The sequence below is a fragment of the Parabacteroides faecis genome (genome assembly GCF_014647375.1).
GTDB lineage: Bacteria > Bacteroidota > Bacteroidia > Bacteroidales > Tannerellaceae > Parabacteroides > Parabacteroides faecis.
Window position 1 is genome coordinate 58,230 of record NZ_BMPB01000011.1, and the last position, 16,953, is coordinate 75,182.

Sequence of the window (16,953 nt, forward strand, 5' to 3'; positions counted from 1 at the left end):
TAAAAGTTAATAACATCCCAGTTGTACCCGCTTCCGTGGTACTATAATTATACGCACCAATAATATGTCAGAATTGAAGCATATAAACAACATATTAAAACGATTTATTGATGGTCTTTATACCCGTAAAGATGCCGATGATCTATTGAAGCATCTTCATGAGGGAAAATATAATACGGAGATCAGTGAAACGATGGACGCTGTTTGGGAAACAATAGAAGATGATGAATTGTCATTGGCCCGGCAGGAATCCTATAAAGAGGAAGCCCGTCTGTTGCTGGATCGTATCCGGAAACCGGAAAAGCGTCTTTCTTTTACTCCTTATTTTAAATACGTAGCTATGTTGGTTGCCGTATTCGCCATAGGGTGGGGAACCTTTAATATGTTCCGCTCAAACCAGCAAAAAGAACTGGCTTATATTGAAATACGGGTAAAAAACGGGGAGCATAGACAAATCACTTTGCCGGACGGTACTTCCGTTACGTTGAATGCAGGTTCCTATTTGAAGTATCCGGAACATTTTATCTCTGATATCCGTCAGATAGAGATGGATGGAGAAGGTTTTTTTGAAGTGACGCGGAATGAAGAGAAGCCTTTTGTTATCCATACCAAAGATGCTCATGTGAAAGTATTGGGGACCTCTTTTAATGTGAAGGCTTATGATATAGACGAGCAGTTGACGGTGAGTGTCCGGACCGGAAAGGTACAGGTCGATCTGCCGGAAGCCATGATGCGCCTGGCTCCTGACGAACAGCTTGTCCTGGATAAAACGAAAGGAGAGTTCCAGAAACGGAATGAAGATGCAAAGCTTTCTACTATTTGGATAAAAGGAGGGCTTTATTTCAACAGGACTCCGATACGGACTGTGGTAAATGAACTAATCCGTATGTATAACCGTCCGATAGCATTTGCTCCGGGAGCTGAATATGATGAATATATTTATGGAGAACACGATAATAAGAGCCTGGAGTCGGTACTTAAATCAATTCAATATTCGACAGATATAAAATACAGAATAGAGAAAGACAAAATAATTTTATATAAGAATTAATTATTAACTTATTTAATTTGATACTTGCATGAAAGACACCAGTTAACGAAAAATTAAAAGAAAAGGAAGATCACAGAGATCCTCCTTATACTCTACGATTGCCAGGCGTCCACTCCAGGCAATCCATACGGAGTCGTTTTAAATTACTATTCAAAACAACCATAAAACATCCAAATTTATGAACTTCCTTAATATTAAGAAGTATTGTTGGGCTTGTTATTCTGTTCTTTTTGTTTTTTTAGCAGTTGTGTGCGTACAACCGGTAACAGCTCAATCGGTTAAATCAGAAGTGATAACCATTCAGGTTCACAACCAGCCTGTAGAAAAGGTTTTTAAAGAGATTTCCCAACAAACGGGAGTCAAGTTCTTTTATGGCGAGACCGTCATCAATAACAAATTGACGGTTAATCTGGCCTTCAACGGCAAGCCGTTAAAAGACGTCCTCAGTGAAATATCCAAACAAACAGGTTTGGATTTTAACCGTGAAGATAACACGGTTTCTGTAAGTGTCCGTAAAGCAAAAACCGGTGCGTCTCAACAGGCTCAGCCGGAGAAGAAGATATCGGGTGTGGTAACGGACGATAAAGGGGAGCCTGTTATTGGTGCGAATGTCATTGTAAAGGGTACCACAAACGGTACTATTACGGATCTCGATGGTAATTTCAGTCTGGAGGCACCTGACGGCAGCACATTGACGATTTCCTATATCGGATATTTGAATAAAGAAGTACGTGTTGACGGACAATCCCAATATGATATCAGGTTATTGGAAGATACGCAAACATTGGACGAAGTCGTTGTTGTCGGCTTCGGTACTCAGAAAAAAGTCAATCTGACGGGTGCCGTAAGTACAGTCAAAATGGATGAGGTGATGGGTGATCGTCCTGTTGTCTCTGCCAGCCAGGCTTTGCAGGGAGCTATGCCGGGTTTGACGATTACCACGGATGCCGGTAGCCCGGGTAAAAGCATGAAACTGAATGTGCGTGGTACCAACCGTCTGAATATAGACGAATATGGCGAAGGGGAACCTCTGGTGTTGGTTGATAACGTTCCGATGGATATCAATATGATCTCTCCGGCCGATATCGAAACGGTAACGGTGTTGAAAGATGCTGCGTCTGCTGCTATCTATGGTGCACGTGCTGCTTTCGGTGTTATTTTGATCACGACCAAACAGGCCAATAAAGAACAGAAAGTTTCTATCAATTATAACAACAACTTTGCTTTTTCCAAACCCCAGTCTTTGATAGAGAAAGCATCGCCTCTGGAGACAGTCCGTTTCTATAATGATATGGGTTATAAGAATGGCCGCTATAATAACGGACAGGACATTTCTGCCTGGTTAGGCTATCTGGAAGATTATCAGGTGAATCCCGGTAAATATCCATTGGGTTACTATATGGATGAGGGCGGAAACCGTTATGACCTGAGAGAAACAAACCATCTGGAGCGAATGATGGATAACTATGGTTTTCAGCAATCACATAATGCTTCTGTCAGTGGTGGTACGGCTAAATCTGCCTACCGTCTGTCTTTCGGTTACCTGGACGAAGACGGTATCCTGGTTTCAGACAAGGACGGTTATAACAGATATAACCTGTCTTCTTTCGTAAGTTCTGAAATTGCTTCTTGGTTTACAGTACAGGCCGATGTTAAATATTCGAAGGCGAAGAAGACGAATCCGAATATGAATACATTGAGAAACTGGTCGCCGTACCGGTTGGCTCAGTTGCTGCCAACTTATTATCCGGAAGGTGACGTCGAAATAGACGGAGAAACGTATCCGATAGGTACTCCCCGCTGGAATATCATGAACTCTCCGGTTCAGTCTGAGAATACGGAAGATATCCGTCTTTTCGGCAAGGCTATTTTTAAACCGATGGAAGGGTTGTTGATCAATGCGGAATATACATTCAACAGAACGAACTACGATAAGGATGAATATCAGAAGACAGTGAAATATGTCAATGCAGAGAACAACTATTTCTCATTGGCCGATTCATATAGCGGCAATTCATCTTATCAGTTGGATGAACAACATACCAATTATAATGCGATCAATATCTACGGAAACTACGATAAGACTATCAATGACCATTCTTTCAGTGTAATGGCTGGTTTCAACCAGGAATACAGTTACATGCGTAAAGTATGGGGAAAGAAATTACATGTTGTAAATCCCGAACACCCTTCCCTGAGCGGTGCAGATGGAACGATGACTACAGGTGACGAATATGACGAATATTCATTGCGTGGCTTGTACTACAGACTGTCTTACAACTATAAAGGAAAATATTTATTTGAAACAAACGGGCGTTATGACGGTTCTTCCAAGTTCCCTTCAGGTAACCGTTTCGGTTTCTTCCCTTCTTTCTCATTGGGTTGGAGAGTTTCCGAGGAACGTTTCATGGACTGGTCGAAAGAATATGTCACTAATTTCAAGTTAAGAGGTTCTTTCGGACAGGTTGGTAACCAGGCTATTAAAAACTATGCTTTCCTGGGTGTAATGGCAACGGATGACGGATGGTTGGAAAATGGCGTATGGAACATTACCCGTAAGGTTCCGGCTTTGTTCAGCTCAAGCTTTACCTGGGAAAAGGTTGAAACCCTGGATATCGGTTTCGATCTGGGTATGTTTGATAACCGTCTGGATCTGGTATTCGACTGGTATCGTCGTGACACGAAAGGTATGTTGGCTCCGGGTAAGGAACTTCCTTCTGTGCTGGGCGGTTCTTCTCCTTTGGAAAATTCGGCAGATTTGCGTACGAAGGGTTGGGAGTTGGCAATCAATTGGAGAGACCGGATCGGTAAAGACTGGCGTTATAATATCGGTTTGAATCTCTATGATTCACGTTCCAAAGTAACGAAGTTCGACAATCCGACAGAGATGTTATCTACTGCAAAAGTAACTAATTATCGTGTAGGTCAGGAAGTCGGAGAAATCTGGGGATTTGTAACAGATCGTTTCTATACGGAAGATGACTTTGAATATATCAATGAAGAAGAAGGTATTTATAAACTGAAAGAAGGTATTCCGACACTTGATCCGTACGTTCGTGATCCGAGACCGGGCGATATCTTGTTTAAAGACTTGAATGGTAACGGAAAGATCGATACGGAAGGGGATAATACCGCGAAGAATCCGGGTGACAGAAAGATCATCGGTAATAGTTCCAGACGTTATCCGTATGCTATCAATGCCGGCATCGGCTGGAAAGGTTTCGACCTGACATTCTTCTTCCAGGGAGTTGGAAAGCGTGACCTGATTGTCGGTACGGATGGTAAGTCGAATTTCCTGGCATGGCCACATACCAATACGGATAATCCGAATGCTGCTGCGACAGTCCTGAAACATCATCTGGACTACTGGACTCCGGAAAATCGTGATGCTTACTATCCCCGCTTAGGTAATCAGACCGGCGTTAACCAGGGAGCGGATAGCTTCAACAGAAGGAATCAGACAAAGTATCTGATGGATGGATCGTATATCAAACTGAAGAATGTCACATTGAGCTACTCCTTCCCGAGTACCTGGCTTGAAAAGACAAAAGCGATCTCTGCCTTTAAAGTATTTTTCAGTGGCGAGGATCTCTGGACAAAACATCATATGTATAAAGGAATGGACCCGGAACAGACAATGAGTATTAATGACTTGTATCCGTTCATGAAGAAATTCTCTTTTGGTATTAATGTTACTTTATAATTTGTATAATACTTGATTCTTATGAAAAAAATATATTTATCAGCTTGCTTGGCTGCATTTCTTTTAGGGGGAACATCTTGTTTGAATGATGAGTTCCTGGACAAATACCCGATTGACAAAGAAACGGAAAATACCGTCTTTACGACTTATGATAATTTCAAGATGTATGCGTGGGGATTGTATAATAAAACGCTGATCGCTTATCAGAATTATCCTCAGGCAGGAGATATATCGGATATGTTATACGATTCGAACGATGCCCGTGGAATAGCCTGGGTGAATAACCGCATGTCTCCCTCGAATGTCAGTGCAGATACCTGGACCTTTGATTTTATCCGCCAGGTGAATCTGATGCTGGATAATATTGATAATTCACAAATGACCGAGAAAGATAAGGCTCACTGGCGTGGGGTCGGTTATTTCTTCCGTGCTCATGGCTATTTTGAGTTGCTTAAAAAGTTTGGTGATCTGCCCTGGCTGGAACATGTGGTCGGCACGGATGATGTAGACATTCTGTATGCCAAACAAGATTCCCGCGAAGTTGTAGCCAATCATATGCTGGAAAATCTTCTTTATGCCGAAGAGAATATAAAAGCACAAGGGGATGGTGATAATACAGTCAATCCGAATGTTGTACGTGCTTTAATTTCCCGTTTCGGATTGTATGAAGGGACCTGGAGAAAGTATCATGGCAGTGTGGATAATATAGATGGTTCGAAATATCTGGAAGCCAGCGTGAAAGCCTCTCAGAAACTGATCGACCAGAATCTGGGCCTGATGGCTGATTACGATGATGTCTTCAATTCATTAAGCCTGAAAGGGCAAAGCAGTATCCTTTTGTACAGGGAATATCAGGAAAATGAAAAAGGGAAAGGGCATGACCTGACTCAACGTACGACCGGTGAACGTTTGTATGAAGGTTCAAAGAAACTGGTTGAACACTATTTGTGTTCGGATGGGAAACCTATTTCAACTTCTGCTGTGTATGATGGGGATAATACCGTTTATGATGAATTCAGGAATCGTGACTTACGTCTGTATTATACGATTTGTCCTCCTTATAAAGTAACGGTTTCTACAGACCTGTCCCATTGGGAATATACAGATGAAGCGGTAGAACGAGAATATATCGATATGATGGGCAAACTGACCAAAAATAATCAGGAAAGAAAGATGTTGCCTCTAAAGAAGACTACTTCCTATATCGCGAATATTCCTAACCTGACCGCAGTGAAAGTCAGTGGGGTAGATACACAGACCGGTTACTTCATGTATAAATATTATAATGCATTGCCCGGTGCCGATAAGGGGGAAGTGCAGGGTACTGACGGACCGATTTTCCGCATGGGAGAGGTGTTGGTGAACCATGCCGAGGCGATGTTCGAGTTAGGACGTTTCGACCAGGCGGTGGCTGATGCAACGATCAACAAACTGCGTGCACGTGCCGGTGTGGCAGCCATGACCGTGGATGCGATCGGATCGGATTTTGATACGCTTCGTGATAAAGATGTAGCTCCTGTTTTGTGGGAGATCCGTCGTGAAAGATGTTCTGAACTGATGGGATCCGGTTTCCGTTTCGATGATATCAAACGTTGGAAGAAAGGTGAATACCTGAATGAGCAACCGGTCGGTGTCAAGATCAATAATATAGGAGATTACAATAGTGAGGCTCTGGCTAAAAGTTTATATAAAGGAACGGATATGCCTCGCTATGTGAACTGCGTAACTTACATCGAAAAGCCGAATCCGGGCTGGGAAGACAAATGTTATTTGTATCCTATCCCTTTGAAGCAGACTGTATTGAATGAGAACCTGGTGCAGAATCCGGGGTGGAAATAATACATACACTATTCTGGAATCTTCCGAATGAAAAAGTAAAATCATTCGGAAGATTTTTATTTAATTTGTATCTTTAACGCTTCTATGCGGTGAGATATTGACATTATCTAATAAAAACACGATATCATGAACAGAAAGCTAATGCTTTTAGCAGCAACGTCAAGCCTTGCTTTTACTGGCTTCGCGGCAAATTACACAAATTTTATCATCATCAACCTCGACGATGCGGGTTATGGGGACTTCTCCTATAACGGGGCATACGGATATAAAACGCCGAACATCGACCGTATGGCAGCCGAGGGAGTCCGTTTTACTCATTTCCTGGCCGGACAACCCATCAGTGGCGCATCGCGTGCCGGTCTGCTGACAGGCTGTTATCCGAACCGTATCGGTTTTGCCGGAGCACCCGGTCCGGGTTCCGATTACGGGATCAGTCCCGATGAAATGACGATAGGGGAGTTGCTGAAACAGAAGGGATACAGTACGGCTGTTTTCGGTAAATGGCATTTAGGAGACGCTAAACAGTTCCTGCCTTTGCAGAACGGTTTCGACGAATATTACGGATTGCCTTATTCCAATGATATGTGGCCTTACCATCCGCAGCAGGGCGAAGTTTTCAACTTCCCGGATCTGCCGACATACGATGGCAACGAAGTGGTTGGCTACAATACTGATCAGTCGCAGTTTACGACAGATTATACGAACCGCACGGTCAACTTCATAAAGAAAAATAAGAATAAACCGTTCTTTATCTATCTCGCACATTCCATGCCGCACGTTCCGCTGGCTGTGTCCGATAAGTTCAAAGGAAAGAGTGAACAGGGACTATACGGTGACGTGATGATGGAACTCGACTGGAGCGTAGGTGAAGTGTTGAAAGCTCTTCGCGAACAAGGACTGGAAGAAAATACGCTGATCGTCCTGACTTCCGATAACGGTCCCTGGGCGAACTATGGAAACCATGCCGGTTCTGCCGGAGGGTTACGTGAAGCAAAGGCGACAACTTTCGATGGTGGTAACCGTATTCCTTGTGTCATGTACTGGAAAGGGGTGACGCAGCCGGGAACAAGTTGTAACAAACTTGCTTCCAATATCGACCTGTTACCTACATTGGCCGAGATCAGCGGCGCTCCGCTGCCCCAGCGTAAGATCGACGGTGTAAGTATCCTGCCTCTTATCAAGGGAGAGAAGGATGCCAACCCACGTGAATCATTCGTTTATTATTATCATAAAAACGATTTGGAAGCAGTAACAGACGGCAAGTTCAAACTTGTTTTCCCGCATAAGTATGTGACTTATGGTGCTTACGTGCCGGGTAATGACGGTCAGCCGGGTGATTTGACGAACCTGGAACTGAAAAAGGCTGAAATGTACGACCTGCGCCGTGATCCGGGAGAACGTTACGATGTCATTTCCCAATATCCGGAAGAAGCAGCCAAGTTGATGAAGATCGCCGATGATATGCGTAAGGATCTGGGAGATAACCTGACACGTGTGAAAGGGCCGGGACGCAGAGAACCAGGAAAATTAAAATAAAGAAAATGAAAAACGCTGATCTAATTTTGAAGGCAGGTCTGTTAGCAACATGCCTGCCTGTCATTGGTTGCAACTCAAACAAAAAGACGGAGAAAGAGGCGGAAGAACGCCCTAACATCCTCTTTATTTTGTCTGACGACCACACCGGTCAGGCATGGGGTATCTATGGAGGTATCCTGGCCGATTATGTTAAGAATGAGAATATCCGCCGTCTGGCCCAGGAAGGTTGCGTGCTGGATAACTGCTTTTGTACGAATTCGATCTCTGCACCTAGCCGTGCGGCTATCATGACCGGTGCTTACAGTCATCGTAACGGAGTGTATACACTGGAAGACGGGCTGGACCCGGCTGTCGACAATATCGCCAAACAGATGCAGGCAGGCGGTTATCAGACGGCTCTGATCGGTAAATGGCATTTAAAGAGACAACCATCCGGTTTCGACCATTTCAATGTATTCCATGACCAGGGTGAATATGTCAATCCGATCTTTAAGACTGCGGAAAACTGGGTGGATGACGATAAGGGTAAACAGGGCGTTGAGGTAAAAGGCTTCTCGACCGATATTGTTACCGACCAGACAATGGAATGGATACGTAACCGCGATAAAAACAAACCGTTCATGATGTGCTGCCACTTCAAAGCGACACACGAACCCTGGGATTTCCCTGAACGGATGAAGCATCTCTATGACGATGTCGTTTTCCCCGAACCGGAAAGCATGATGGAGTTCGGACCGGAGGAATCGGGAAGAGCTTTCCAGGGACAGCAACTGGAGAATATGGGTTGGCGTTGGGAGACTGCATCGAAAGATCCGGATGCCTGGTGGTGCCGTTATCCGGAACTGCCTTTCTCTACGAAGGGAATGGATAAAGTGGCTGCCCGTAAGAAGATTTATCAGAAAATGATCAAGGATTATCTGCGTTGCGGAGCAACTATCGACGATAATATCGGTCGTCTGTTGAAGATGCTCGACGAAGAAGGATTGAGCAAGAATACGATCATAGTCTATGTTTCCGACCAGGGATATTTCCTGGGCGAACATGGTATGTTCGATAAACGCATGATGTATGAAGAACCTCTGCATATGCCGTTCGTGATCCGTTATCCGAAAGAGATTCCGGCAGGCACACGCAACAAAGATATTATCCTGAACGTGGACTTTGCTGCTACACTGGCCGACTATGCCGGAATAAAAGCTCCGGAAAGATCACAAGGGGTAAGTTTCCGCGACAACCTGAAAGGTGAAACACCTGCCGACTGGCGCAAGGAAATGTACTACCGTTACTGGACACATCATTCCATTCGTCCTGCCCACATGGGTATCCGCAACGAACGTTATAAACTGATGTTCCTGTACGGCGACCGTCTGAATGCAACCGGTTCGGAAGAAACGCCGACTACTCCGGCATGGGAATTTCATGATCTGCAGGTCGACCCGAAGGAAGACAAGAACATGTATAACGATCCTCAGTATGCCGATGTCATCAAGGAAATGAAGCAGGAATTGTTGAAGCTCCGTGCGGATGTTGGCGATACGGATGCCGATACGCCGCGGATGAAAGAGATCATGGACCAGTATTACTGGTAATATTTATACGCTTTTACTGAAAAGGAGGCTGTGACATAAGGACTGGATAGCCCGTGCCGCAGTCTCCTTTTTATCTCTAAACAATTTATAAACCACTAAAATAATAAAAATGAAGAATGTTTATATTATGACTGTTGCCAGTCTGTTTCTGGGGTTGACCCCGTTGGCGGCACAACAGACGACAGGTAATATCGTCGAGTATTTCGGTAAAGAAAGGGTTGAACGTGTGGACGAAGGCATCATACTTCATTCTTTCAAACAGGGGTATTTTGTTCCGGTGACAGCTCCTTCCGGTTATTTGTTCACTACCTCTGACGGATTGGGCTGGGAGATCGCTACCGGGAAGTTCAAAGCTCCTTCCGGAAACGACCTGACAACAACCAATTACGGACGGACCCGTGAAGCTGTGCAATGGACGCCGATCGAGGCCGACTCTACCGGAAAGTTTGCCAACCGTGCTTTACGCCGTGCCTATGTCTTCACAGAATATAATGCCGACAAACCTCATATCGCACTGCTCGAATCGAGTGGGAATACCCGCACATTTATAAACGGTATGCCTCACGAAGGGGACCATTACGATTTCGCTTATACGTTGATTCCTTTCCGGATGCAGAAAGGTAATAATGAATTTATTTTCACACCCGGACGTTTCGGCAGGGTAGCAGCTAAACTGATCATTCCGTCCAAACCGGTAATGTTGACCAAACGGGATATGACACTTCCGGATATCATCAATGGGGAAGGAGAGAAGTGGGGAGCTATCCGCATCGTTAACGCACAGGAAAAAGCTCTTTCCGGATTAAAGATACAATGTAAACTGGAAAATGGGGAAACAGCTACCCTGACAACGGATGATGTAATGCCGATGATGGTCCGCAAGGTAAAATTCCGTATCCCTGCCGCAACGACGGCAAAGACGGGTGCAACGAATGCAACGGTTATCCTGCAGGATCGATCAGGCAAAGAGATCGACCGCGCCGAAATTGTTTTGCAGCAAAAAGATGCTTCTGTCATACATGAACGTACTTTCATCAGCGATGTGGATGGAAGTGTACAATATTACAGTGTGAATCCTTCGACTACCCAGGGAGATAATCAGGCTTTGTTCCTATCTGTTCATGGTGCTTCTGTGGAGGCCCGTAATCAAGCCCGTGCCTATGCACCAAAAGATTGGGGGCATATAATCGCTCCGACCAACCGCCGTCCGTTCGGCTTCAATTGGGAAGAGTGGGGGCGTATCGATGCAATGGAAGTATTGGCAGAAGCTGAAAAAGTCTTTAAGACAGACCCTGCCCACACCTATCTTACCGGACATTCGATGGGCGGACACGGTACCTGGTTCCTGGGTGTCACCTATCCCGACCGTTTTGCGGCTATCGCTCCTTGTGCCAGTTATCCGGATATTGCCCGTTATTCGCGGCCGAATGCCGATGCTGCCAATGTAGGAGAGAAACATTTTACGACGATCTGCCAGGCTGCCAACGCCGGACGTGTACTGGATTTGAAAAGGAATTTCCTGCAATCGGGTATCTATATTCTTCATGGCGATTCGGATAATGTCGTTCCTATCCAGCAAGTGCGTCAGATGCGTGAGGTGTTAGGCACATTTCATCCGGACTTTTGTTATTATGAATATCCGGGCGGTTCGCATTGGTACAGTAATGAGAGTGTTGACTGGAAACCTATTTTCGATTATTTCCGCTGGCATAAAGTACCTGCTGCCGGCGAAGTGAAACAATTGGAGTTCCATACTGCTTCCCCGGCCATCTCTGCTAAGGATTATTGGGTAACCATCAACCAGCAGGATACGGCCTATGCTTTCTCTTCCGTTTCTTTCAAACAAACGGATAACGGCATTTCAGGCACGACTTCTAATGTGGCATCGCTGACATTCGATCTGCCGGCTTTGAAACTCCCGGCAGCAGCAAGCATCACTATCGATAACGAAACAATGCAGGCAGATGGCACTAAACCGGCTGTACTGAAGAAAGTTTCCGGTAAATGGGCATTGGTGGATGAAGTTTCTGTGACAGAGAAGTATCCTTCCCGTTATGGCGGTTTCAAACAGGCATTCGACAATTATGTTGTATTTGTATATGCAACAGGAGGTAATAAAGAAGAAAACAACTGGTATCAGAATAAAGCCCGTTTCGATGCCGAGACTTTCCTTTACAGAGGAAACGGTTCCATTGATGTGATTGCCGACAAAGATTTTATCCCTTCTGCTTATGCTGACCGGAATGTAGTCCTTTACGGAAATGCAGCCAACAATAAAGCGTGGAACAAGCTTCTGAAGAATGCTCCGGTACAGGTTCTGAAAGGTGAGATCCGTATGGGAGATAAAGTGATGAAAGGTAATAATCTGGGTACTTATTTTGTTTATCCTCGTCCCGACAGTCGTACAGCCAGTGTCGGTGTTGTAGCCGGAACAGGGATTGAAGGTATGAAAGCAACCTATCCGAATGATTACATCTCCGGTATTACCGGTTTCCCCGACCTACTGATCTTCAATGTGGATATCTTGAAGGAGGGCATCCATGGTGTTGAGGTATCCGGCTTCTTCGGTAATGATTGGAGTGTGGAAAACGGTTGTTTTATAACAGAATAAAGATGAGGCTAAAGATCAAGGCTACACCTGCCTCGCTACTTCGCATCCTGCGTTCGCTGTCGCCTCCGAAACTCGCTACGCTCAAACAGCGGATGCTCCGGGCGCTCCGTCTTTCACCGTAGCAGCGAAGCCGGTGCAGCCTTGAACTTTTGGTTACTTTTCTTTCAAGAGAAAAGTAACATTCATTTCTGATAAATTACCAATCGGAGTAGTTCCTCTACCAGGTATCTCTTTAAAAATAAGCCGGAGAGAAGTATTTTCCTTTCTTTATTCCGTATATTTGAAAACGAATCAAAAAGAGCGGTATGGAGAACTATTATCTTTCACTTGTATATCTCTGTTGTGCGTGGCTTGTTTCTTCCTGCAATGTCTCCACTTCCCGCAAGCAGACAGACTTAATGACGAAAGACAGTATTTGTGAGACTCCGGCTCACAATATGTCAGCCAGGGAAATCCCTGCCCAGGAAGTACCGATGCGGTTATTGGAAAAGCTGGCGGAACTTTACGGGGATGAACCTCCCGGATTTACCGGTTTTTCAGTCACCAATAAGAACTGTCCTGATTTTATTTGCGGCGTATATGTGAACGAATCCAATAGGTTGGTGGTCCAGATTAAAGGCGATTCTATTGTGGCACGTAAACGGTTGGAAGATGTGTTGGATTCGAAAGACTTTCTCATTGAAACCGATGCTATATATACCCAAAAAGAACTGATAGCACTTAAAGAACAACTGCTTGACAGACAAATAACATTGGGTGATTTACCCCTTCTCAGGAATGTGTCTTATACTAAAATGAGAACGCATGATATTGAAATATGCCTGATTGTCAATACTCCGGAGGAGCAAAAAAAGTTTCGTGAGCAAGTTATGGACTCTCCGGCTTTCTGTTTTACCGGACCGGAAATCCCCGATGGAAATACAGTGGTGGGAGTGAGTGATACGATGGGGATTGTTCTTCGTCCGGAGTATCCCGTCTATTCAGCGGCAACAAAAGAAATCCGGTTTATCTTGTATAATAGTAGCAGGCATATGGTTCATTGCGACAGATATTATTTTATTACCAGTGAGGATGAAGAAGGCGTATGGCATCAATTATCCGGGAATCATTATGCTTTTTTAGATGTTGCTAACGGGGTGGGGAGCGGTGAATATACAGAGTTTTCTGCCGGTCTTAATCTGGATATGCATAAGAATCGTGCGGGGCGTTACCGTTTTTTCTTTCATGTAATTCCCGGAGATGTGGGGTTTGCAACAAAAGTACTGATGATGGCTGAATTTCGCCTTTCGGATGATAAGGAGGAACTAAACCGAATAACTAAAAATCCTATGCCCGAAAGCTTCCTGGGAGGTTTGTCTGAACAGGAGTTTAGTAAACAGGAAAAGCATATGCTGGAAACAACCGTATTCACAGTCGTAGAACAGATGCCCGAGTTTTCAGAAGGAGGACAAAAAGCCCTGTTAGCTTTTATAGCAGATAACATCCCGGAAAATATAACCGGAGAAGGACGTGCAACAGTCTCTTTTACTGTAGAAAAGGATGGCTCGTTGAGCGATATTAGGGTTATTCGTTCTTCTTCGTACAAAGAACTCGATGACGAAGCAATCCGTATCATCCGGAAAATGCCGAAATGGATACCAGGTAAACACCGTGGAAAGACTGTCAGAGTGAAATATACCATTCCGGTCACTTTCCGTAAAAAGCAGGAGAGTAATAATCAATAAATCAGATGAAGTATGGAAAATCGACTTCTTTTATCAGTATGTATCGGTGGCCTGTTGTTTACTTTCGCCTGCAACATCTCCACTTCTCGTAAATCGGCGGACACGATGCCGAAAGACAGTATTAGTGAGACTCCGGCTCATAATATGTCAGGTCGGGAAGTCCCTGCCCAGGAAGTTCCGATGCGGTTATTGGAAAAGCTGGGTGAACTCTATGGAGATAATCCTCCCGGAGTTGTTGGCTTTTCGGTCGAGAGCAAGAAGTGTCCCGACTTTATCGGCGGCATCTATATTGATGATCGGGATACGTTGGTTTTCCAAATCAGGGGTGACTCTGCCACTGTCCGTAAACAACTGGAAGAGATATTGGGATCGAAGGAGTTCATTGTCGAACCAGGTTTGACCTATACTCAAAAAGAACTTTTAGTAATTAACGAGAAACTGACTGAACGATGGCGGCAACTCGAAAGAACTCCTGTGATGCGTAATGTGATAAGTACAGGGGTTGGAACACATGCTATCGAGATATGCTTGATTGTCAATACTCCTGAGAAACAAAAGGAATTCCGTGAGAATGTGATGGACTCCCCGGCTTTCCGTTTTACCGGCCCAGAGGTGCCCCCCATAAATACAACAGAAGGAGTGAATGATATAAAAGGTGTTGCTCTTCGTCCTGAATACACTGTTTATTCAACGGAAACCAAGCAAGTAAAATTTATCTTATACAATCATAGCGGAGGTCCTGTTTATTGCGGTGCACATTATTACATCACCTATGAAGACGACAAAGGTGTCTGGCGCAAACTGCCTATCAATGATTTTGCAGTCGATATCCTTTATAGTGTAGAAAATGAAGACTGTTGGGAGTTCTCTGCTTCCCTTTACCCCGATGTGTATCCGAACCATACCGGACGTTATCGTTTTTTCTATGATGTTACCATCGGAGATATGCAGGTTGGTGACAAACTGTTGATGATGGCAGAATTTCGCTTGTCGGATAGCAAACAGGAACTGGCACAGGCTACCAAGACACCTGTTCCCGAAACGATTCTGAGTGGTTTATCTGAACAGGAATATCGTGAAAAGGAGGAACATTTATTTGCAACGCGGGTATTCACTGTCGTAGAACAAATGCCCGAATTTCCGGATGGCGGTCATTCCGGTCTTTTAAAATTCATTGAGGATAATATCTCGAAGAACATAACAAAAGAAGGACGTGTGGCTGTTTCGTTTGTCGTGGAAAGAAACGGTTCGCTAAGTGACATTCAGGTCATTCGTTCTTCTTCATATAAAGAACTCGATGACGAAGCAATCCGTATTGTTCGGAAAATGCCGAAATGGATACCTGGCAGGCAGCGTGGTAAACCGGTAAAAGTAAAATATACCGTTCCGGTAGATTTCCATAAAGGAGAAAATAACTAACAGAAATGAGATGGCAGGTATTGAATTTCCTGCCTCTTTTTTTAATAAGTGAGAAGTACGCCTTCTCTTATCTTTTTTCTGTATATTTGGAAACAGTATAACGTCTAATAGGAGGGTCTGTTTATGCGAATCATAGGATTTCTATTCGTGTACCTGTTTTTGTTGGCCGATTTGGGTGCACAGGTAAAAGACCGGTATCTTGAACTCACTCATGATACTCTTTCTGCCGAAATGGTTGGTACTAACTTCCTGCGTACGACATTTTCTTCCGTTCCGCAGGCTTTCTTTATGAATAAGGATTGCATGAACGATTGTAAAGCCTGGGAAATAGAACAGTTGGACGATATCTATCGGTTCAAAGCGGTTGAGGGCCATAACCTTTTTCATTATTCTACAGACGAATTATCAGCTAAAACGATGGAAGCATTGGCTGACCGGGAGTTATATGACCTGCTTTCGAATCTGTTCCGCCGTGCCTTCCTGCTGGCAGAAGATGCAGACGGATATAGTCTCGGCCTGGATGGGTATACCTGTTATTTCGCTTCTACGGATACTTGTGGAAAAGTGAGCGTCGGTTTGAAATGGGCACCTGAGGTCGGTTCTTTGTGCCGCGAATTGACCGACCTGGGAGATTCTGTTTACAGCCGGATTGTCAGGAATGAGACTGATTGGGCTTTGACGAAGCAGGCTGCTGCCGCCCTTTTGGAGAAATTGGAAAAAGAACCTGTCGATACTGTCCGTAATCCGGTTTATCGCGGCATCTGGCAGCTGGGATTACAACAGAAGAATCCGGTGGAGTTAAGTGAGGAACCTCAATTCCCCGGTTTTGTAGATATTGAAGCGTATTTTTATGATAAGATGGAGTATCCGGTAGATATGTTAAAAGCAAACAGGGGTGGTTACGCCGTTTGCCAGTTTACGATAGACACAATGGGAATGGTAAAAGATGTTTTTACGCTGGATAGTAGTGAGCCTGCCTGTGAAAAAGAGGTAAAGCGTCTGATAAATACAATGTCGCATTGGCTTCCGGCCTATGATAAAGCCGGCAAACGGGTGGAATGTATGTACGCTGTTTATGTCTCGTTCCGTCCGCAACGTTATTATACCCGGCAGAAAATACGCGAAGCATGGGATAAACAGAAAGAACAGCTGTTTGTCAATTATGAATCGGTAGCGGAGTTTCCAGGCGGTAGTGCTGCCTGTTTAGAGTTTATCAGGAAACATGTACAATATCCTTCTTCGTATATCGGTTCGAATAAGAATGTGAGGGTTACTTGTACATATACTATAAATACGTATGGAGAGTTGAAGGATTTTGAAGTTATTCGCAGTAGTAATATTCCTGAATTTGATGAAGAGGCTTTGCGGGTACTTCGGCTTATGCCGCGTTGGAAACCGGCAACCAGTTGCTATCAGCAACCTCGTTTTATAGAATGCAGATATACTATTCCTGTTATATTTACAGACTCGGGGAAATAAGA

9 protein-coding genes are annotated in these 16,953 nt (G+C 44.4%); all 9 read left to right on the plus strand.

Annotated elements, in window-relative coordinates; all coding sequences use genetic code 11:
* The first annotated feature begins 64 nt into the window (after positions 1-64).
* Positions 65-1,051, plus strand: coding sequence for a FecR family protein (locus tag IEY67_RS16460; RefSeq protein ID WP_183671861.1), 987 nt, complete (start codon positions 65-67; stop codon positions 1,049-1,051).
* 178 nt (positions 1,052-1,229) lie between these two features.
* Positions 1,230-4,754: a TonB-dependent receptor gene (locus tag IEY67_RS16465; protein WP_122375997.1), complete on the plus strand. Its 3,525-nt coding sequence runs from the start codon at positions 1,230-1,232 to the stop codon at positions 4,752-4,754.
* Positions 4,755-4,775: 21 nt separating this feature from the next.
* A complete protein-coding gene (locus IEY67_RS16470; RefSeq protein WP_183671860.1) occupies positions 4,776-6,593 on the plus strand; it encodes a RagB/SusD family nutrient uptake outer membrane protein in 1,818 nt (605 codons plus the stop codon).
* Positions 6,594-6,719: 126 nt separating this feature from the next.
* On the plus strand, positions 6,720-8,129 hold the full coding sequence (locus tag IEY67_RS16475; RefSeq protein WP_122375995.1) for a sulfatase family protein: 1,410 nt from the start codon (positions 6,720-6,722) through the stop codon (positions 8,127-8,129).
* Positions 8,130-8,134: 5 nt separating this feature from the next.
* Positions 8,135-9,718 carry a sulfatase family protein gene (locus IEY67_RS16480; protein ID WP_183671859.1) on the plus strand — a complete coding sequence of 528 codons (1,584 nt, stop codon included), beginning with the start codon at positions 8,135-8,137 and terminating at the stop codon, positions 9,716-9,718.
* A 109-nt stretch (positions 9,719-9,827) separates the two neighbouring features.
* The gene (locus IEY67_RS16485; protein ID WP_229801099.1) at positions 9,828-12,329 is read left to right on the plus strand and encodes a carboxylesterase family protein; all 2,502 of its coding nucleotides are present in this window, start codon (positions 9,828-9,830) and stop codon (positions 12,327-12,329) included.
* Positions 12,330-12,634: 305 nt separating this feature from the next.
* On the plus strand, positions 12,635-14,053 hold the full coding sequence (locus IEY67_RS16490; RefSeq protein ID WP_183671858.1) for an energy transducer TonB: 1,419 nt from the start codon (positions 12,635-12,637) through the stop codon (positions 14,051-14,053).
* A gap of 12 nt (positions 14,054-14,065) precedes the next feature.
* Positions 14,066-15,472, plus strand: coding sequence for an energy transducer TonB (locus IEY67_RS16495; protein WP_183671857.1), 1,407 nt, complete (start codon positions 14,066-14,068; stop codon positions 15,470-15,472).
* A gap of 123 nt (positions 15,473-15,595) precedes the next feature.
* The gene (locus IEY67_RS16500; protein ID WP_183671856.1) at positions 15,596-16,951 is read left to right on the plus strand and encodes a TonB family protein; all 1,356 of its coding nucleotides are present in this window, start codon (positions 15,596-15,598) and stop codon (positions 16,949-16,951) included.
* The last annotated feature ends 2 nt before the right edge of the window (positions 16,952-16,953 follow it).

Excerpts from the sequence above, each read along its gene's own strand:
- IEY67_RS16475 (WP_122375995.1), top strand. The coding sequence starts at position 6,720 with ATGAACAGAAAGCTAATGCTTTTAGCAGCAACGTCAAGCCTTGCTTTT.
- IEY67_RS16460 (WP_183671861.1), top strand. The coding sequence starts at position 65 with ATGTCAGAATTGAAGCATATAAACAACATATTAAAACGATTTATTGAT.
- IEY67_RS16485 (WP_229801099.1), top strand. The coding sequence starts at position 9,828 with ATGAAGAATGTTTATATTATGACTGTTGCCAGTCTGTTTCTGGGGTTG.
- IEY67_RS16495 (WP_183671857.1), top strand. The coding sequence starts at position 14,066 with ATGGAAAATCGACTTCTTTTATCAGTATGTATCGGTGGCCTGTTGTTT.
- IEY67_RS16500 (WP_183671856.1), top strand. The coding sequence starts at position 15,596 with ATGCGAATCATAGGATTTCTATTCGTGTACCTGTTTTTGTTGGCCGAT.
- IEY67_RS16470 (WP_183671860.1), top strand. The coding sequence starts at position 4,776 with ATGAAAAAAATATATTTATCAGCTTGCTTGGCTGCATTTCTTTTAGGG.
- IEY67_RS16465 (WP_122375997.1), top strand. The coding sequence starts at position 1,230 with ATGAACTTCCTTAATATTAAGAAGTATTGTTGGGCTTGTTATTCTGTT.
- IEY67_RS16480 (WP_183671859.1), top strand. The coding sequence starts at position 8,135 with ATGAAAAACGCTGATCTAATTTTGAAGGCAGGTCTGTTAGCAACATGC.
- IEY67_RS16490 (WP_183671858.1), top strand. The coding sequence starts at position 12,635 with ATGGAGAACTATTATCTTTCACTTGTATATCTCTGTTGTGCGTGGCTT.